The 19893-nt window shown below is 42.9% G+C and carries 19 protein-coding genes; 13 read left to right on the top strand and 6 right to left on the bottom strand.

Annotated features, from left to right (window positions below; translation table 11 throughout):
• The first annotated feature begins 373 nt into the window (after positions 1-373).
• The 3 genes from J2736_RS01645 to J2736_RS01655 all read left to right on the top strand — a co-directional run bounded on the left by J2736_RS01645 (position 374) and on the right by J2736_RS01655 (position 3833).
• Positions 374-892: a hypothetical protein gene (locus J2736_RS01645; RefSeq protein WP_310222889.1), complete on the top strand. Its 519-nt coding sequence runs from the start codon at positions 374-376 to the stop codon at positions 890-892.
• Positions 893-1221: 329 nt separating this feature from the next.
• On the top strand, positions 1222-3366 hold the full coding sequence (locus tag J2736_RS01650; protein ID WP_310222891.1) for a pectate lyase family protein: 2145 nt from the start codon (positions 1222-1224) through the stop codon (positions 3364-3366).
• Positions 3367-3503: 137 nt separating this feature from the next.
• Positions 3504-3833, top strand: a complete 330-nt coding sequence (locus J2736_RS01655; RefSeq protein WP_310222893.1) for a hypothetical protein — start codon at positions 3504-3506, stop codon at positions 3831-3833.
• A gap of 10 nt (positions 3834-3843) precedes the next feature.
• Here the strand turns inward: J2736_RS01655 and J2736_RS01660 are convergent, their stop codons facing one another.
• The gene (locus tag J2736_RS01660) at positions 3844-5010 is read right to left on the bottom strand and encodes an FAD-dependent monooxygenase (RefSeq protein ID WP_310222894.1); all 1167 of its coding nucleotides are present in this window, start codon (positions 5008-5010) and stop codon (positions 3844-3846) included.
• A gap of 130 nt (positions 5011-5140) precedes the next feature.
• Here J2736_RS01660 and J2736_RS01665 point away from each other — a divergent pair, with 130 nt between their 5' ends.
• From J2736_RS01665 to J2736_RS01675, 3 genes are all read left to right on the top strand, one after another.
• Entirely contained in the window at positions 5141-5872 is a 732-nt protein-coding gene (locus J2736_RS01665) for a hypothetical protein (protein ID WP_310222896.1), read from the top strand.
• 175 nt (positions 5873-6047) lie between these two features.
• Positions 6048-7169, top strand: a complete 1122-nt coding sequence (locus J2736_RS01670) for an alpha/beta hydrolase (protein ID WP_310222898.1) — start codon at positions 6048-6050, stop codon at positions 7167-7169.
• A 104-nt stretch (positions 7170-7273) separates the two neighbouring features.
• Positions 7274-7936, top strand: coding sequence for a serine/threonine-protein kinase (locus J2736_RS01675; RefSeq protein WP_310222900.1), 663 nt, complete (start codon positions 7274-7276; stop codon positions 7934-7936).
• Between the two features lie 80 nt (positions 7937-8016).
• Here the strand turns inward: J2736_RS01675 and J2736_RS01680 are convergent, their stop codons facing one another.
• Both J2736_RS01680 and J2736_RS01685 read right to left on the bottom strand, forming a co-directional pair.
• The gene (locus J2736_RS01680; RefSeq protein WP_310222902.1) at positions 8017-8925 is read right to left on the bottom strand and encodes a haloalkane dehalogenase; all 909 of its coding nucleotides are present in this window, start codon (positions 8923-8925) and stop codon (positions 8017-8019) included.
• A 95-nt stretch (positions 8926-9020) separates the two neighbouring features.
• Complete coding sequence (locus J2736_RS01685; RefSeq protein ID WP_310222903.1) at positions 9021-9875, bottom strand: helix-turn-helix domain-containing protein; 855 nt, start codon at positions 9873-9875, stop codon at positions 9021-9023.
• Between the two features lie 155 nt (positions 9876-10030).
• Between J2736_RS01685 and J2736_RS01690 the strand changes: the two genes are divergently transcribed.
• Complete coding sequence (locus J2736_RS01690) at positions 10031-10279, top strand: hypothetical protein (protein ID WP_310222905.1); 249 nt, start codon at positions 10031-10033, stop codon at positions 10277-10279.
• 125 nt (positions 10280-10404) lie between these two features.
• On the opposite strand, the gene J2736_RS01695 is transcribed toward J2736_RS01690, so the two are convergent.
• From J2736_RS01695 to J2736_RS01705, 3 genes are all read right to left on the bottom strand, one after another.
• Positions 10405-10566, bottom strand: coding sequence for a hypothetical protein (locus tag J2736_RS01695; RefSeq protein ID WP_310222907.1), 162 nt, complete (start codon positions 10564-10566; stop codon positions 10405-10407).
• A gap of 224 nt (positions 10567-10790) precedes the next feature.
• Complete coding sequence (locus tag J2736_RS01700) at positions 10791-11873, bottom strand: stalk domain-containing protein (protein WP_310222909.1); 1083 nt, start codon at positions 11871-11873, stop codon at positions 10791-10793.
• Between the two features lie 152 nt (positions 11874-12025).
• Complete coding sequence (locus J2736_RS01705) at positions 12026-12175, bottom strand: hypothetical protein (protein ID WP_310222911.1); 150 nt, start codon at positions 12173-12175, stop codon at positions 12026-12028.
• A 163-nt stretch (positions 12176-12338) separates the two neighbouring features.
• Here J2736_RS01705 and J2736_RS01710 point away from each other — a divergent pair, with 163 nt between their 5' ends.
• The 6 genes from J2736_RS01710 (at position 12339) to J2736_RS01735 (ending at position 19890) form a co-directional block, all read left to right on the top strand.
• Positions 12339-12800, top strand: coding sequence for a MarR family winged helix-turn-helix transcriptional regulator (locus J2736_RS01710; protein ID WP_310222913.1), 462 nt, complete (start codon positions 12339-12341; stop codon positions 12798-12800).
• Positions 12801-12835: 35 nt separating this feature from the next.
• Positions 12836-14107, top strand: a complete 1272-nt coding sequence (locus J2736_RS01715) for an MFS transporter (protein ID WP_310222915.1) — start codon at positions 12836-12838, stop codon at positions 14105-14107.
• Between the two features lie 40 nt (positions 14108-14147).
• A complete protein-coding gene (locus tag J2736_RS01720; RefSeq protein ID WP_310222917.1) occupies positions 14148-15350 on the top strand; it encodes a multidrug effflux MFS transporter in 1203 nt (400 codons plus the stop codon).
• Between the two features lie 174 nt (positions 15351-15524).
• Complete coding sequence (locus J2736_RS01725; protein ID WP_310222918.1) at positions 15525-17252, top strand: sensor histidine kinase; 1728 nt, start codon at positions 15525-15527, stop codon at positions 17250-17252.
• Positions 17252-18052, top strand: a complete 801-nt coding sequence (locus J2736_RS01730; RefSeq protein ID WP_310222922.1) for a response regulator transcription factor — start codon at positions 17252-17254, stop codon at positions 18050-18052. The genes J2736_RS01725 and J2736_RS01730 overlap by 1 nt, the downstream gene beginning before the upstream one ends.
• Positions 18053-18222: 170 nt before the next feature.
• Positions 18223-19890 (top strand): type 2 periplasmic-binding domain-containing protein, encoded by a 1668-nt coding sequence (locus tag J2736_RS01735; RefSeq protein WP_310222924.1) that lies wholly within the window; start codon positions 18223-18225, stop codon positions 19888-19890.
• The last annotated feature ends 3 nt before the right edge of the window (positions 19891-19893 follow it).

Below are 19893 nucleotides of genomic sequence, written 5' to 3' on the forward strand. Positions count from 1 at the left end.
ACAATGGAGAATTCATCATCGAATGGGAACGACAATGCGCTAAGTTGCGGAAAATCGTGATGAAAAATGAAAATCGGCCAATTAGTGCATCTACGTTCCCCCTAGCAATCAATTTCGGCTGATTTCAGTCAAATAAGGCATCTACGTTCCCTCTTGCGTAAAAATAAGTGAAGAAGTCGTATTTCCAAAAAAGGTACTGGTTTTTACTATCGACCAATTGGTGAGACAGTTGAATTCGGGGAACACAGCTCATAGCTTCTAAAATAAAGCATACCTTATATTTTCCTTTATATGTTATAATATCCCAGATATTGGTTTAGTCATTGAACTAATTCTCAAGGATATAATTTTATAAGGGTTTATGGTGATGAACATGTTTAAGAACAAGGTAGTTCGATGGTCTTTATTTGGATTGGCGCTTGTTATTGGAATAAGTGGTTTATTTTTAACATTCGGAAGAACATCAGCTGTAGCTTCTGATCCTCAACGAGTGCTAGAGGCATATTTGGATAGCCTTATAGCCGAAGATACGAATAAAGCTTTCACCTATGTGACCTTCACTGGAAAAAATGAAATAGATATGAGGCAAGAATTCGAACTTGCCATGAAGTCGGATCAATTATTATCGTACAAGATCGATAAGTTTTTTAATGACGATGACACACATGCTAGCGCCTCTGTTACCCTTCATTTTTTAAATCAAGGTGAACAGAGAAGTGTAAATGAATTACTTAAGACAACCGGCGTTTGGAAAGTTATCCGAGAAGTGAGTTCTTCCACAGAGGATCAATTGCTTCATCATCCAAGTCAAGCAGTCATTTATCAAGTTCAGGAAGATGTTCGGAAAGGAAAAGTTGGAACTGCAAGGCCAAGTACGCAGCCATTAAAATGATAAGAAGCATGTGATTAACACGCCATACATAAGATACAACCTGAAGGCTACCGATAAGAAATAATCGGCAGCCTTTTAACTGTAATATCATTGTCCGTTTTTTGAGATTCGGCAGGAAGAGTATCATTCACACGGCTGATAATCATTATCTCAGAAAATACGGAGATATGATCAAATGATTGTTTCGGAACCTCTTTTTAAACTGATAAGCTGTGGTTGTTGGAAATATTTGAGATTAAGAAGAGTTTGGTTGAGAGAAGGGAGCGGATAAGACAAACTTGTAAGCGATTCCATGTATGCTAGACCAATTGATCGCGGGAGGAATTAAATTGAACAATCGTGCAGCGAAAGTTACGAGTTACGTTTTATTGTTTGCTCTAGTGTTTTCAATCATCGTAAGCGGAGTGGGGAATACGGTCGTACATGCTTTAGGTGTTTCGATCACGAGTAGTGGAGGATGGAATGAGACGGCCTATGTAGAATGGTCACCTGTCAGTAATGCGCAAGGATATAATGTCTATGTTAAACCTGCAAGTGCAGCAGATTCACAATATAAACAAATCGATACCCAATTAATTCGAAAATACGCTTCCTACTGGAGAGCTGATGCTGTAGGGCTTACAGCTGGAAGTTATGTCATGAAGGTTGAAGTGGTATTGGCTGATGGTACGAAAGAAAGCACGGTTTCTAATACGCTATCTGTTGCGGCACATGACAGATCTGGATTTGCCTTTGCAGATCAGTCACCTTTTGGCACAGGTTCAGGTGCTTATAATGAGGATGGCACACTCAAGAGTGGCGCTCAAGTGATCTATATTACATCTGCCACTGCACAGACGGTAACGCTTGATGTGAAAGTCAATAGCTCCGGTGGCAAACAGACAGGTGTTGGACTGGGTGCAATTCTGGCACTTAGACAAAAAGGATACGATACAACACCACTTGCTATCCGATTTATTGGAAAAGTAACAGATGCCAACATGAGTGGGCAGCTTAACAGCAGTGGGTTTTTGCAAGTAAAAGGTAAAGCTAATTATGCGGAAATGAATATAACATTAGAGGGTATCGGGAAAGACGCCTATGCCTATGGATGGGGGATACTTCTTAGAGCTGTTGGTAATGTAGAAGTAAGGAATTTAGGGATAGCGTTATTCCCTGACGATGGGATTTCACTTGATACAGGTAATGCGAATATTTGGCTGCATAATAATGATATTGTCTATGGAAAAGCAGGAGGAGATGCGGACCAAGCCAAAGGCGATGGCTCAACTGACCTCAAAAAAGGTTCAACCTATATTACAATTTCATACAACCACTATTGGGATTCCGGAAAAGCTGCGCTAGTCGGTTTTGATGATTCAGCAGAGTTCTTTGTAACGTTCCACCATAACTGGTTCGATCATTCGGACTCTCGTCATCCACGTATTCGGACAGGATCTATTCATATTTATAATAACTTCTTTGATGGCATATCCAAATATGCGATTGGTGCTACAACGGGAAGTAATGCATTTGTAGAATCCAATTATTTTAGACACACGAAGAAACCAATGATGATTTCCTTGCAAGGTACGGATGCTTTAGAAGCAGAAGGTACTTTCTCAGGTGAAGATGGCGGTATGATTAAAGCCTATAATAACACGATTGTTGATGCTGAAAGCATGATTTATGCCAATTCCAACATAGGAACTGCGCCTGCTAGTGCAACCTCATTTGATGCCTACTTAGCCTCATCAAGAAATGAAACAGTACCTAGTTCATACAAAACATTAGTTGGTGGAACTTCGTATAATAACTTTGATACAAGTATCGATACGGGTGTAAATGCTGCTGATATCGATAGCGTGAGCAATGTTGAGCAAGTCGTTACGGCAGAAGCAGGGCGTCTAAGTAAGGGAGACTTCACATGGGATTTCGTAGATTCCGTTGATGACCTATCCTCTAGCCTTAATACACCGTTGATGACTAAAATACTAAATTATACAACGCAACTTGTAGCTGTTGGCGGTAATTCAACCCCACCAAGCTCTACACCAGCACCGACGACTACGCCTGCCCCAACGACAACACCAGCACCGACGACTACGCCTGCCCCAACGACAACACCAGCACCGACGGCAACACCAACACCTCCGCCTGCATCGACCCTTGTTCACAACTTTACGACTGATGGAAAAACAAGCAGTTTCTTTACAATTACGGGCTCCCTCTCAACAACCAAGGGAACAGTCGTATATAATGGTTTAACGTTAACCCAATGTTTGAAAATCGAAAGTGCAACCAATATTGCCTTTACCACAACCGCTGCGAAAACATTAACCTTAGTGTTAAATACAGCAACTGGAACCAAAATAAAGGTTGATGGAACAAGCTATGCGGCAACAAATGGTGTTGTCAGTGTACCCATTGTAGCTGGGGCACATACCATTACCAAGGATGATGTTGCAAATCTTTATTACATGAAAGTAGAATAAAAGTACTGTTGCCAACTGTATTGCGAACGTCGCATATGGTTGGCAATTTTTTATCAACTACTTCAGTAACACAATATGGTATAGTGTAATGGATATTAATTCCATTTGATGGAGTGAAAATGATGAGTGAAGGCAAAATGAAGAATATCGCTTCCTATATAGGATTTCTCGCTTTTGCAGTTACGATATTTCTTTTTATCAAGATTAAGATTGAGAATGGCTCAGACTTAGGAGGTCTTCCAGCCATAATGATCCCGCTCAGCTTAGTGTTAATCATCGCATCCATTACGCGAAAGGCCTTATTCCTAAATGTGAGTTTGCTTTTGAGCTTGCCTCTTGTTTCTTTTTGGAAACCGAACATGGGAAGTATGGGACTTCTTGCAATAATTCCAATGGTTATTTTGCTTGCCTCATTGTTAATGACCTATCCATGGCTCCGATCTAAATTGTTAAAATCACAATCTTAGATCAAGCTGTTTATTGTACTTCATAGCCAATGATAGGATCAAAGCGTCTAATATATAGGGCATCTGACAAAGAAGCTAGAAGCTTATTGCGGCTATAGATAAGTAGCGGGTTCTCAAGTTGTACGATTCGTCCCATCGATCGAGACATTTTAGTGATACGGTTTACACGTGGCATACGTTCCTTCTCATAGGCTGTAAGTGCAGCCGGAATATCCGAATGCTGCAGGCATCTGGCTAGGACGATGGCATCTTCAATGGCTTGCGCACCTCCCTGTCCTAAATTGGGCAGCATGGGGTGTGCCGCATCGCCGAGAAGTGTTATTCTACCGGAACTCCATGTTGGAATTGGCGGTCGGTCTACAATGTTATGGGCTAAAATGGTAGAGGCCTCTGTTGCTTCAATAGCAGTCAGGATCGGACTATGCCAGCCGTGAAATTGACGCAGTAGTTCCGATTTTCTTTCTCCTACTTGAGGTAAATTTCCTTGACGTGCATTGATGGCGGCAAACCAGAATGCTCGCCCATTACCGAGACTCGAGAGACCAAAACGTTTGCCAGGACCTAGTGCCTCGAAGCCTACTCCATCATCAGCAGCTTGTGACGCTTCGTACTGACAAACGCCTCTTAGCGCGATATATCCCGAGTAACGTTCCATGCTATGACCAAAAAGTCGTTCACGTACGGCAGAGTGAATGCCATCAGCGCCAATAATGACATCTCCATTCTCCTCGGTTCCATCTTCGAAAACAGCGATTATTCCTTGATCACTCTGTTTTGAATCCATCCATGATTTGTTAGTATGAATGTTTGTCGTTGCAGTGACTGCTTTTACCAGAATGGATTGAAGATCAGCTCTAAGAATGACATAGCTTTGGGTGCCGTATAGAGCAGCTTGTTTCGCAACGGGGAGGCTCGTAATGATTTGGCCGTCCCAAGTTCGAATGTCACCATGCGTGACCGAAGCTCCCACTTTCCGGACAGTATCGCCAACGCCAAGCAGATCAAGGGCTTTCATCGCATTGGCAGCCAACACAATTCCAGCGCCAGATTCTCTTAAGGATGCTGCCCTTTCGAAAACGGATACGTGCCATCCTTTCAAATGAAGTGACAATGCTGTACATAATCCACCAATTCCTGCTCCAATCACGATCGCCTTACGTTGTATTGCTGTAGCCATAAGTAAATCCTCCCTCCTCGTTAAACCGTGCTTGACTAGTTAGTCTCATCATAATCAATGAGGTCGTGGATGACCACCCCAAAATATGGCGTATTTTCAAGAAAATAATGAATAATGAAAGGAGTATGATATGAGGTACAAGATGGCTCTGATGCTTACCCTATTCGCCTTGCTCACCGCCTGTACGACAGCCATGAATAAAGAAACTGATTCCATGCACGTGAATAATGATACAACGACTGCTACACCAAATGTAACTTCAATTGCTGGAGATGCAAGTACAGTAGATAACTCGATTAGAGCAGTTGGAACAGTTCAAGACGGACACTTACTCGTAAAACCTGATAGTCAAGCTAACAAAGCACCCTTAGGAGCTCCTAGTTGTCTCGGATTAGAAACGTTCTTCAGATGGTCAGGAGATTATGAAGTCGTATGGGAACCAGCATCGGGTGGGGCTTCGAGCAAGGTATTCTCTTTTCCGGTAGATTTCGATATCGTGCAACCAAGCGAGACACCCATCCTATTGCAGCAGTTTACCTTAGAAAAAACAACCATATTCGCATACGTTCCACGTTATACGGATTGTCACGGCCTCGAAACGTATTTGTTTGGGATCGAGGAAGGGAAGGCATTTCCAATCCCATTTGTAATGAAACCGGATCAGATTTTAGCGGAGATAAGTCAGCTTCCACAGCATCCTTTTCAGGTATCAAATGGTGAACTCATCCTAACTGGCGGCTATGGAGCTGGTCAGGATTTCATTCCTGTGTATCATTTTAATTATGATAGGAATAAACATGCCATGATTTTGAATAAGACTGAGCAAGTGAAGCCAAATGATTTAGTAAGTGGGGAGGCGTAAGTTGTTGACCTAAAAATGACCGTCAGGATGAAACTTACCTGAAGGTTTTTTTATTGTTTTTGAAAGATCAATATTTTTAATAGAAAGGTAAAATATGTATATATAAATTCCAATATATAACAGCTACAATTTTAGTTGAATACACACCAATGTTAATAAGAACGGAGGATCTTGATTGGAATTTCGTAAAAAAGGTTTTCTGATGATTACCGTGTTTTTTGCATGTTTGAGTGTTGTAGGAGTAGCAAGTTATCTTATTTCATACAAAGTAATTATGTGGTCGAAGAAATTAGATCAATGGAAGTTAGGCGATCTAGAATTTTTAAAAAAATATGCATTTGAGATACAAATTTTCGCGATAAGTTCCATCATTTTACTTATACTTTCAACGATCATATTTATAAAAATGAATCAAAAACAGGGAAGAAAATTAAAAATAGTGGTGACTTTAACTTTTTCAATCCTAGTTGGCACGTATTTATGCCTTTGCCTCTTTATTTATCACAATCTAAATGGAATGATACATATAAATCACCTTGTTTACCAACCCAAAAAATTGGATCAAGCTAGTTCAGATCAGATAAGCTTACTTTACAGTCATGCGGAGGAAATCAAAATAAATACAACCGACAATATCCAATTACAGGGCTGGCTTTTGAGGAATACGGACAATGATAAACAAACTCCGCTTATTATATACTTCGGTGGTTCTTCAGAAGAAGTATCAGATATGCTGTCAATCGCTGAGATACTGGATGGTTGGTCGATTGCGCTAATTAATTATAGATCGTTTGGACGGAGCGAGGGAGAGCCAAGTGAGCAAAACTTATACCTTGATGCGAATGCCATTTATGATTATTTCTCAAAAAGAAGCGATATAGATAAGACGAAAATAGTATCTATGGGATATAGTCGTGGAACTGGGGTCGCCGTGAATTTATCAAAGGAACGCCCTACAAGTGGTACAATTCTGGTGTCTCCCTATGATAATTATGCTAAGTTATTGGGTACAAATCTCTCAAATACATTACAGCTGCATCATATGTTTCCGCTTTCCCTTTTTATAGAAGAAACCTTTAACTCCATAAAAAAAGCGCCTTCGATTCATACTCCTTTACTATGTCTAGCAGGTGATTTAGATCGAAATATTCCAATTGCTTATAGTAAAAAACTAGTAGATAAATGGGGAGGCGAGAAGATAATGAAGACGATATATCGCGGGGATCATTCTTTGTTATTTTCGAGCGGGGAGGCTTGGAAGGAAATAAAGAGCTTTTTAAAGACAATTTCCTTGTAATTACATTGTGAAATATAGCACGAACGTGCATACTAATTTTCTTCTAGCATATTACTTCATATTTTTGTATAATACCTCCAACAATAGATGGGGGTGACAGGCGCGTGCAGAAGCGCTGGATCGAAGTAATTGAAACGCAATTGCTTCCGAATTTGCAGATTGCCAGTGAGCGAGCTTATGACCCAATCGTCGTTTATCGTGTCCCTGAACCATGGCAGCTTGTCGGAGCGGGTAATTATGCGGCTGTGCTGATGCATCCAAGCTTTCCGGATTTGGTAGTGAAGGTGTATGCGCCAGGGCGGCCAGGCTTAGAGGATGAAAAAGAAATATATCGACGGTTGGGCAAGCACCCAGGGTATTCCGAATGTTTGTATGCGGGGGATACGTATCTGGTGCTGCGTCGTTTAACGGGTGTTACCTTATATCAATCCGTGTTGCGCGGCATTCCAATTCCGCGTCAAGTCCTGCATGATATCGATGAGGCGCTCAAGTATGCGGTAAGCCGGGGATTGAAACCACATGATGTGCATGGCAAAAATGTGATGCAAAACAATGGTCGAGGCTTGGTCGTCGACGTATCGGATTTTTTGAAAGAGGATCATTGCTCGATGTGGGATGATTTGAAGCGCGCCTATGATCGCTTTTATTTTCCATGGGTACGCAGACTGCCATTCCCGGAACTTCTGCTGCTGCTTGTGCGCCGAGGTTATCGGAAATACCGCAGTTGGACACGAACTTCGAGTGGTCTATCCAAGAAGGGGACGTAGGCAATTATTTATCTTTCTATAAAATTAAAAAGAAGGCTGCCGAAATCAAACTTGAATCGGCAGCCTTTTTCGTTAGTTGACTATCCCCGTGTGATCTGATGGTACCACTTTTGCAACTCTTGCCCAATGAAATGTGGGTTTTCCTCGACTAAATGATGAAAGCCCTTGCCAATATCCTTCATCTCCAAGTTCTGTAGATGGGCATGGCACCAGCTAAGTTGCGGTTCACGAATCGTACATCCAGGTGCAGCGTAAAACAGAATCTTTGGCATTGTGGATGCAGTGAACCATGTGTTCCTTTCCTCCACGGCTTGTACGACTTCGGTTGGTTTACCTTCGACCGGAATCTGGTTTGGAAACACCCACATGGGTTTTCGCTTCTCTTTGTCCCTGAAGGGTTCACGATAATGTTCATGCTCATCCGCTGTAAAAGCTCGATTGATAATGATATGCGGCATGCCTTCGACAAATACGTTGTTATCTCGCATGAATGCCCATCCCAACTCGGGATCGCGAAGTGTCTGGAAGAGCTCCTTCGATTCAGCAGGCGTAAATTCAGACCAAGTTGGACAAGGATACAACGCCTGTGGTTCAATCATCGCAACGGCCTTCACTTGATCAGGGTGTTTCATCGCATACTGTAAGCCAATAGCCATTCCCCAATCATGTCCGACGATAGTGATATTGGTAAGACCCAGTTTCTCAATAAACTGGCTAATGTAGTCGACATGCTCCAAAAAGGTGTAACCGACTTCCGATTTATCGGAGCGGCCCATGCCCATTAAATCCACAGCGATGCAGCGAGCAGAACCCTCCAGATAAGGGATAATATTTCTCCACATATAAGACCAAGTAGGGTTTCCGTGCAAGTATAGGATGGGATCCCCTGCTCCTTTTTCGATATAATGCAATTGCTGACCATCTATTTCAAGAAAATGGGACTCAAATGGATACTCTTTTCCGATGGGGAGAGACTCCAGGTTAGACATACAGTTGCAACTCCTTCACATGTTTGTTTCAACGTTTCTATTATATCCTTTGTTGAACCCATCCCATTGTAAAAAAGCGTCAATGTTTGAAATAACTATTGATACATGATATCTGTCGTGAGTGATTGATCGCGGCTTTCGCTAAAATGTTTGGTGAGTTCCGGTTGCACTTCATTTCGGAAAAATTGTTCGGGTGTACACCCAGTGAACGCTTTAAAGTCATGCGCGAAATGGGCGTGATCATTAAAATGACAAGCATGTACGATATCCAGGTAATCGTGACCGGATTTTTTAAGTTGAAGGGTATGCTGAAACCTGACGATATTAGCAAACTTTTTGGGTGTGATACCAATAATTGCTTTAAACTTTCGTTCCAACGTTCGTTTGCCAACCCAAAAGTCATCGGCTAATTGTTTAATGGAGACGGCCCCTTTTTGCTGTTGGATCTGCCTTGCAGCTTGTACAATCAACTGCTCCTCGGACTGATGCTCCAAAGTCAAAAGTAAGAATGCTTGTACAATAGCTACCCGATCGGCAATAGTCGTTGCTTCACTAAGTCGCTGTTCCATCTCGGAAACCAGATGCAGCTTGAAGATGAGATGTAGATCTATGTTGGCATCCTGAAATTCGTGAATCGGATAGGGGGTAAATGCTTTCAAACCACCTGGTTTGAAGCGAATAATGATCGTTCCGACGCTCCCCGTGCTTAGGTATTCTCTAAACGTGGTCTGCAGACCGGTTAACCCGCTAGTACCTAACAAATCCGCTTTACGGTCCACAATGACTTTCATTCGATTGCCATATTGTATCCCAATAACAGCAAGTGTCGAAGGCAGAACCTTAACGGGATTCCGATTAGCGAAATTGATGGGGTTAAAGTCCTCCTGTACCAAAATGCTGTCAACATATTCACTAAGCTGTGGAAGTGGGCGGAATTGTTCAAACAACATAAGCAATGTAATCCTTTCTAGCTTTGGTAGTTCATCTATATTATACGTATGATCTTCATTTTATGAAATGAAAACCAAACGAATCAAACCATGAAGTGTATATATATGGTAAAATTGTCAAGGGGAAGTGGCGGCGGAATGGAAGGTGATTTGTAATGAATAAATTTATAAAAATAGTAGGAATTATATTCAGTTTACTCACTATAGCTATTGGCCTATCTATTTTGCTATTTGAGAGTAGTGGAGCTGACACAAGGCTTTCATGGATGATGGTTGCACTGAATGCTTCATTGATTTTCAATGGTGGTGCTCAATACTTAATCAAACAAGATAAGAAAGGGCTGTTCTCCGTAGTCGCCGGAACTATCATTTTGCTATTCATACTCATCAAATTTCCTTTCTAAGATAAGGAGCAGTTGCCGCGGCGTCGTTGAAGGTGGCCCGAGGTTGCTAGGATAGTAACCAAAATAGGCTGTTTCAAAAGTCTTGATCGACTTTTTGAGACAGCCTTCTTAAATGGGTAAGTTCGTTAAGGTTTCTTAATGGTATAAAAACCAAAGCGTTCAATTTCCTCAAGTGCTTTACGTCCAAATGACTCTGTTAGCTCATCTGCTCGAATTTTAGTTCCACCTAGTGTAATCCCATCCCAGCGTACGATTCTGCCGTCTTTAACCAAAAAATAATCATCCATATTAAAGCCTCCCATATGGTCATTTTGGAAATCTGTATGCGCTAGCATTTGCAGAATATTAGTCTGCCTATTCGTATTTTAACATATTCTTCATGGGAAACATAAGAGCTCTTTATAGGTCGAAAATGTTAACTTTACGTGTTGATTTTTTGAACAAATAGCCCCTATAAAATAAAAGCCCCGAAACTCAACCGTGGTTGATTTCGAGGCTTTTCAGTATTTATTTATCTTCTAGCGTTGAAGCCGATGAAAGCTTTTGTGTTGAAATCAAATACTGCTGTCAAAGGTCCAAGCAATTCGTCTTGATCTGTTGTGTAAGTAACGGTTACAAAGTTACCGTTCGCAGCTTGAACGTCTGCAAGCAATTTCTTCTGCTCGTCTGTGGAAGCTAATACGCCAACTTCTTTAGAAGACACAATTTGAACGGATGCTTCGTCTTGTTTCGTCGTAATATGGGGCACTTGCTCTTTCACTTGCGCCCATGCTAAGTCGCGGTATTCTTGTGCCGACTCTGGCGACATTTTTGGTGAGCCAATAGCTGGCGATTGTGACTGAACAACTAATAGGTAAACTGGGCTTTGAGGCGGAAGGCTTTTCGTCTCGAAAGGACCGTAGTAAGCTTTTACCTTCGTACCAGCTTTCAAGTCTTCCCAATTGACAGACTCACCTTGGGATGTCAATACGCGCGTTTCTTTACCTGCGTTTAGTACCAAAGCATCGCCAAGTTGAACTTGCCAGCCATCATCTGTATGTTTTACTTCTTTGATTGTATCTTCTTTGATTGCACGATCAGCATGAACGTTAACGTTTACTGCATGTGCTTGGCCAGGGTAACTCATCGCCATAGCAGGTCCGAATTCGGCATCGATTTGTGTACCGGCTTTCAAATCAGCAGGCGTTAGTGTCTTACCGTCTAGGCTTTTAATCGTTGTTGATTTATCAACAGTCAGAATAACCCATGTGCTGCCAAGTAACTCGATACGGTAGTTGCTATCTTGGTTAGATTGCACGCTTACGATCACACCAGTTTCACGCATCAAATCAGCCGCCTCATCAAGCTCGATTTCTTTGTTGGCTTCATCGTAACTTACTGTATATCCAAGTTGGGTAGCTGCATCGCGTACAGGCAGATAAGCTTTGCCATCGATATAGACAGGTGTAAGTGCGCTGTCTTGTCCATTAACAATGATTTTTACATCCTTTTGTAAGTAACCTGTCACCTTTTCTACCAAATCCTCTGCTCCAACTGCTGCAGTCGTGCCGAGTATTCCAGCCAATGTTAAAATTACCGTTAGTTTCTTTTTCATAATATAATGCTCCTTCCAATTCTGTAGAGTATGTATCAATCAAGTTGACAATCCTTCAGACGGAGGTTGTTGCAAATAGGTTGCAGTTATAAAAAAAAAGCCCTGAGGGAGCTCATGCTTCCCCGGGCTTTCATTGTAAAATATAGATTTTTCTAAAAACCAGACTCTAGATAGTCATCAGTGTTGTCGAAAGGAATTTCTCTTTCCACAGCGGAGTCTATAATCGAAATACCATCTTTCATCGTCACATGCCAATCCTCATTTGATTCGAGGACTTCAGCTAGAAAAGCATCAATATCCAAGATCGTCGTCCTCCAAACGTCAAATAATCAATGATAACTCTAAGGTGTACCTATAGTATGGGTGATGAATATCAAGTTTATTCTTACTCAGATGATGACCTTGACAGAAAAAGTTGTCTGACATATAGTTGTCTAAACAACTATTAATGAGGGGGCATCATTCATGTCAACCGATTCCCGTCTTTTGCCGATCGGATTCGCGATGGGGGTTACACACCGCAAGTTGACCGCTTTGTTTCAACAACGGCTACACGCGCATGGGATTACGCCCGAGCAGTGGTCTACGTTAAATCAGATTGATCGCGCGCAAGGGCTGATTCAGCGTGAAATTGCCGAACGGACCGGCAAGGACAAGCCGACAACTACGCGGATTTTGGATCATTTGGAGAAGAAAGGGCTTATCTATAAGAAAGCAGGCGATCGAGATCGACGATCGTTTCTCGTGTACAGCACGGAGCTCGGGCAAGACCTCATCCGTGTAACAACACCGATTGAAGATAGTGTGACTGCTGATGTGAAAGCTTGTATATCAGAAGCGGAGTACGACATCATGATGGAGTTGCTGCTGCGCATCCAACTTCACCTGCGCGTACAGCTTGGACACTCGGAGTTAGTAGAAGACTAAGTAGAGGAATAAATTTAATGCGGAGATGATCTAACGTGCAGCCAGAACAACAACGAACTCCCTTATGGACGAGACCGTTCATCGCTTTGACGATTTGCTTTTTTCTATTATTCTTAAGTTTGCAAATGCTTCTCTCATCATTTCCAGCCTATGTGAAGGCTGAATTTCATACTGGAAACGTACAAGCCAGTCTTGTTACGTCTGTTTTTGCGCTTGCGGCCATCCTATCGCGCTTCGCGACGGCAGCGCTCATGCCGCACATATCGCGGATGAAGCTATTGCTCGCAGGGCTTGTTATCGCCGCGGCAACGACAGCACTGTACTCGCTAGCAGGCTCATTCACCACGCTTTTGTTGCTGCGCATCGGTTATGGCATCGGCTTCGGGATGGCGAGCACGATTCTGCCGACACTTGTATCCCGAATTATCCCGCTGCGCCGAATGGGCGAGGGTATCGGGTATTTCGGTTTGTCGACGAGTCTTGCCATGTCGATCGGCCCGTCCATCGGACTAAATGTGATGAAACAAGCTGGCTTTATGCCATTGACGATGATCGGATTGATTACATCCGTGGTGATATTCCCTGTATTGTGGCTGTCGCGTTCGAAGCAGGATCAAGCCGCCGTGGAGCAAATGAAGCCTGATGCTGATTCTGATCAACAAGGTGTTCAATCCAAACCTGCCGCCAAACCTGGATTCAACCGTAAATGGTTGTTTCCCGTGCTTCTAAATGTGTTTCTCTCCATCACGTATAGCGGTCTGCTTAGTTTTCTAGCCCTATTCGGTGATTATGTTCACATCGAGCAGGTGGGCTTATTCTTCCTGTTCAACGCGATCACGATTATTCTCGTTCGTCCTTTCTCGGGACGTATCTTCGACCGTTTCGGACATGCTTCCGTGCTGATTCCCGCTGGCTTGTTCGTCACCGCCAGCATGGTGGTGTTGTCGCATGCACATGCCATGCCGATGTTGATCGTATCTGCGCTGCTCTATGGGGCCGGATTCGGTGCTATCCAGCCTACCATTCAAGCCTGGATGCTTCGCTCCTCGAAGCCGGAGCAGTATGGCATGGCGAACAGCATGTTCTACAATTCAACGGATTTCGGCGTTGCTGTCGGTGCTATTCTGCTTGGCGCCATTTCCTCAGTCACGAACTATTCGGTTATGTATAGCTATTCTGCTGGTGTTATGGCCGTGTTCGTCATCCTCGGAACGCTGCAGTATGTAATAGCTACTAAACGCCATTTTCGAGTTTTAACTGTTGTCAAAAACTATACAGTTATGTTATGGTGGAACAAAAATAGATAGAGATTAGGATACGGAATGCAGAAGAGGAGAACATTATACAATGACCAACAAGAATAAACAGCATGCCGTTCGCTTGGCACTGCTGCTAGGTTTATTTTCGACACTTGGCCCTTTTACCATTGATATGTATTTACCGGCTTTCCCGCAAATTGTAGAACAATTCGGCACGACCGCTTCCCTCGTTCAACTCAGTTTGACCGCCTGTTTACTCGGTTTGGGTATTGGCCAAATGGTGATGGGTTCGCTTAGTGACGTATACGGCAGACGCAAGCCTTTGCTTATTTCTATGGCTATTTATGTTGTGGTATCGATTATTTGTGCAATCTCGCCGAGCATTTGGATGCTGATTCTCGCACGGCTCGTGCAAGGATTCGTTGCTTCAGCGGGAATCGTCATTTCCCGGGCAATTGCACGCGATATGTTTAGCGGTCATGAGCTCACCAAATTTTTCTCACTGCTCCTGCTAGTAGGAAATTTGGGTCCGCTTGTAGCTCCTGTAACGGGAAGTGGCGTACTAACGCTAACTAGCTGGATCGGTGTTTTTATCGCTTTGGCGATACTCGGAACTTTTCTTTTTGCCATGACAAAATGGAGACTCCAAGAAACGCTGCCCGTCGAGCGCCGTAGTCCTAGCAATTTTGCTCAGCAACTGCGTAATTATGGGTCGCTTTTGCGAGACCGTTCCTTTACGGGCTATATGCTCGCGCAAGGGGTTATGATCGCAGGGGTCTTCGCGTATGTTTCGGGTACACCGTTTATTTATCAAAATATTTACGGGGTTTCCCCTACGGTTTTTGCCTTATTGTTCGGATCCAATGGGATTACCTTGGTCATCGGCTCCCAGCTTGTCGGTCGGATGTCTCACCGTATTTCGGAGCAGTCATTTATGTTGTTCGGTCTGTGGCTTGCTAGCGCAGCTAGTATCGCCGTCTTATTGGTGGCTATTTTCCACGGCCCACTGTATGCACTTGTGATTCCTCTCGTATTCTTCGTAGCAGCTATAGGGATTACATCCACAGCAGCATTTCCGCTGGCTATGGAGAGTCAAGGACATATGGCGGGGAGTGCGGCTGCACTCATGGGCGTCATTCCATTCTTGCTCGGTGCGGTCGTTTCTCCACTCGTTGGTATTGCCGGGGAACATACGGCAGTTCCACTCGGGGCCATTATTTTAGGCACTAGTGCCGCTGGGATGTTATCTTACTTCCTTTTAGTGAGAAAAGGAGCGAAAGCAGCGGCTTGACGAAACATATAATAGTGTTAAAAAGTCCCAACCATATGTGATGGTTGGGACTTTTTTTACATCACATTTATCCTTTTTTTTCCACTGGAGTTGCAGAACAGCGGTTGTTAGCGCTTTATTTGTTTTGTATACTAGGCAATATTATATCAAATAACAACAAAGCGAGGCTGAATCATGACAAGATGGAACAAGTTTGCTCTACCACCGAAGCCGCATTCGTTAAAATATCGACTCATCATCATCCTGTTTATAAGCTCGCTTGCCCCTTTAATTCTGATTGGAAGTATTTCTTATTTCTCGATGTATGCCATTTTGCAAAACAAGGCAGAAGGCGGTGCCCTTAGCAACTTGCATCAGGTCCGGATCATGTTGGAGGATACGCTTGGGCAATTAAATCATACGTCACAGCAGCTTGCCTTTGACGGCAGAGTAGGGAAAAGCCTAGAGAGCTACTTAGCAGCTGATATTTACGAAAAGAAAAGATTGAACGATGAGATTCGAAGCGAATTAGGATTAATTCATTTTACGAACCCAACACTGGGATTAATGTTTTACTATTTTGAAAATGACAATCAGGCCTTATTCGAGAATTTTAGTGTGAATGATAAGTATGATCTCAAGAATCTCCCTGTACTCATTAAATTCGATAAACTTACGTATATGGGTCCGCATCTTTCGCTTAATCCGATTGATGGCAATCAAGTGCTTTCGATACTTCGGAAAGTAGAGCTGCCGGATCGTGACGATGTGTATGTCTATATTGAAACGAATTTTAAGTTGGCTGAAAGCATCCTCAAAGACAATGATCAATTCGGCGGGAACTTAGTACATCTAATCGTGGATAATAATGGCAAAATTGTCTATAGCGAGGATTCGGAAGATTTTCCTGTAGGGAGTGAATATGCTTCTGCAAATTCTCATAAAGACAAGACAGGTAAGTATCGGATGTTTGAGGAAGCCAGTAATCAGAAATGGAAAGTGATGTCTGCTGTCCCCAATTCGGTCTATAATCTCGAAGTATATAGATGGATGAAACAGTTTGTGTTTTTTGCTATTTTGACATTAATTGCGAGTTTCTTCATTGCTTGGCTAATTTGGAGAACGGTGTATCGACCGCTTAACCTGCTTAGTACGGATATTCGCAATGTAAAAAGCAATACAGAAGTGTTTCCTAGAAGACAATCGCAAATTTCAGAGTTTGCTATGATTTACAGAGAGTTTGCCGAAATGAGAAGTCGTATTTTTGAGCTCATTAGTGAAGTGGAGCAAAAGGAACAGAGTAAAGCTTTTCTTGAGGTTGAGAAATTAATGACGCAAATCAATCCTCATTTTATTCATAATACATTAGATACAATTCGATGGCTGGCTCGCGCAAACGGGCAGAAGGATATTGATCGGTTGGTATCTACCTTGAATAAAGTGCTCTATTATAATCTTGGCAAAGGCGGACCTGCCCGAATTAATGATGAAATTGATGCTTTGAAAAATTACGTGGAGTTACAGGGGATCCGCTATAATTTTCATTTTGATGTGAAGATCCACGCGGATGAGAAAGCACTTGCATTAGCAGTTCCAAGGTTTATTCTTCAGCCGCTCGTCGAGAATGCGTTATACCATGGTTTGGGTGACAATGGCGTTATTGAAGTGAGCGTAATCGAAGACGGTTTATCCCATGTCATTATTGAAGTAAAAGATAATGGTGACGGTATGACGGATGACGATATCGCCCAATTAATGAGTGAAAACACGTTAGAGAAGAAGAAGGTAGGAATGGGAATTGGGCTGCAATATGTGTATCGCATGATCAAATTTCAATTCGGACCAGCGGCAAGTTTCCATATTGAAAGCACAATTGGCGCAGGAACGACGATCGTTCTTCGTCTTCCAATAGGAGGAGTTTGATGATGATAAAAGTTATGGTTGTTGACGATGATCACTTGGTGCGGAAAGGCTTCATCACAATGATGCCTTGGCGTGAGCATAAATTAGAAGTCGTAGGCGAAGCTGGAAATGGGAAGAAAGCATTGGAGTTTCTTGAAAATAACCAAGTGGACTTACTTATTACAGATTTGGCCATGCCTGTTATGTCGGGTATCGACTTAATGAGGTCGGTGAAAGAGAAGTATAAGGATATCAGCATGGTCGTGTTGACATTCCATCAGGATTTCGAGCTTATCCAAGAGGCGCTTCGTTTGGGCGCGTTGGATTACATAACGAAGGTTGAGCTTGAACATGAGCACATGGATGAGGTGCTGCGACGCATTGTCAATAAAATGGATGAGCAGAAAATGCGCTCTAGGGATGCTCATGCACATGTTCAGCATCTGCATGTGACAACGCTAGTGGAAGAAGATGAGGGGCCTTATTCACCAGAAGTTAATGCAAGTGTATGGAGGGCGGTAGACATTATTCAATCTGAGTTCCAGCAGGACCTCTTAGTCACGGATATTGCGAAAAGGGTCAATATGAGCCGTAGTTATTTCAGTCGTTGTTTTCGAGATATTGCCGGGAAAACGTTTAACGATTTCATCCGTGAAGTGCGTGTGAATCACGCGAAAGCTTTACTCACCCAGTCAAACAAATCCATTGGGTGGATTGCGACGCAGGCTGGATATCCCAATGAGAAGTATTTCAGCAAGGTGTTTCGTGAGTTAACGGGGATGCTGCCTGGTGAGTTTCGCAAGAAAGAACCAGTCAAGTAGCTTAGATTTGGTCGCAAATCGTCTCCTAATAAGTGCACTTTCGTCTACTGGACGTTCAAATTTGCCGATTTCAAGACGATTTGCTACCTAAACACAAGACAGAAGTGGACCCGAGTGCCTTTCTTTTATTTTAAGATGTATGTGTAGGGTAACTAAAGAGGAGGGGCATTATGAAGAATAAAAAAGCTCTAATTTCTATGATGGCAATCGCTGTTCTGATGACAGCATGTTCAAGCAATACCACAGGGACTAGTAAGGATGACGCGAAATCAACGGCGGATTCCAACGTGAAAGTGGACCCTTTCAAGATGCCGAACCCGATTGAAGTTACCACATTCAAAAGTTTAAGCCCTGGAGCGAAGCTGCCAGCTGGTGATACAGTGGAAAGCAACCAGTACATGAAATATATTTCACAAAAAACGAATATTAACTTCAAAATTCTTTGGTATGCCGCTCCTCAAGATCATGAGCAAAAGATGAAGCTGGCGATCGCGAGTAACGACTTGCCTGACGTGATGCTAGTAAATGAGCAAATCTTTCTAGCGTTAGCTGAAGCGGGTCAAATTGAAGATATGAGTAAAGTATATGAGAAATATGCTTCGACATTAGCGAAAGAGTTATATGGTTCCACGAACAATAAAGCGCTTGAAAAAGCGACGTATAAAGGCAAGTTAATGGGTATTCCGAATATCAGCGTACAAGCGGATGCGGCAAGTATGGTCTGGCTGCGCAAGGATTGGTTGGATAAATTGGGAATGCAACCGCCGAAATCGCTTGATGATGTAACCGCTATCGCCAAAGCTTTCGTTGAGAAAGATCCAGACGGCAACGGAAAAGCAGATACGATGGGGATCGCTGGGTTTGAGAAATCCTTGGCTGTGAATGGTAAAGCGCAACGTGGAGATTTCAAAGGTATTTTCCAAGCTTTCGGTGCATACCCATCCGGTGGGGTTGAAGGTGTTTCCAACTGGATTAAAGATAGCTCAGGCAACGTAGTCTATGCTTCCATTACACCTGAAACGAAACAAGCACTAACTAAGCTGCGCGAAATGTATGCTGCAGGCGCAATTGATAAGGAATTTGCTCTTCGTAAAGAGCCGAATGAGAATATCGTTTCTGGTAAGTCGGGCGTATTCTTCGGGCCATGGTGGTCCGGCGGTTTGGCTGCTGACGCGATGAAACTTAATCCAAAGGCTGATTTCGTACCCTACTTGATCCCTGATGCCAAGGGTGCAGTGAATACCATGATGGTACCTGTCAGTACTCAGTTTATCGTTGTGAAAAAAGGGATGAAAAACCCTGAAGCTGCCATGATCTATGCCAACACATTTATTAATGCACAACGTAAAGTAGATCCAGATGCCTTGAAGCTTGATTTCTCCGTAAGTGCAGAACACTGGCCGATCGGGAATGCGACATTCGATTATGCTGATGCGGTAGAAAGAAAGTCAGATATGTTGAAAAAAGCGCTAGGTGGGCAAACCAAACCAGAAGAGTTGAGTCCTGAAATGAAGGAAATGTTTGACAAGGCCACTCGTGATAAAGCCAATCCGAAAGCAGATTTGAAAGATTGGTCCGGTTATTATGGCTACACCGCTCCTGCGGAGTTGTTGAAACAAAACATGAATAAAGTGTATAGCGAATTTACGGCTAACACGAAGACGATGGAAAGAAAATGGGCGAATCTGCAAAAGCTGGAGAAAGAAACGTTCTTCGGAATTGTCATGGGCGAGAAGCCGCTAGAAGCATTTGATAAGTTCGTAACCGATTGGAAAGCGCAAGGCGGCGACGAAATCACAAAAGAAGTAACAGAGGAACTGAACAAATCCAAAAAGTAATAG

Source organism: Paenibacillus qinlingensis, assembly GCF_031455095.1.
Classification (GTDB): Bacteria; Bacillota; Bacilli; order Paenibacillales; family NBRC-103111; genus Paenibacillus_E; species Paenibacillus_E qinlingensis_A.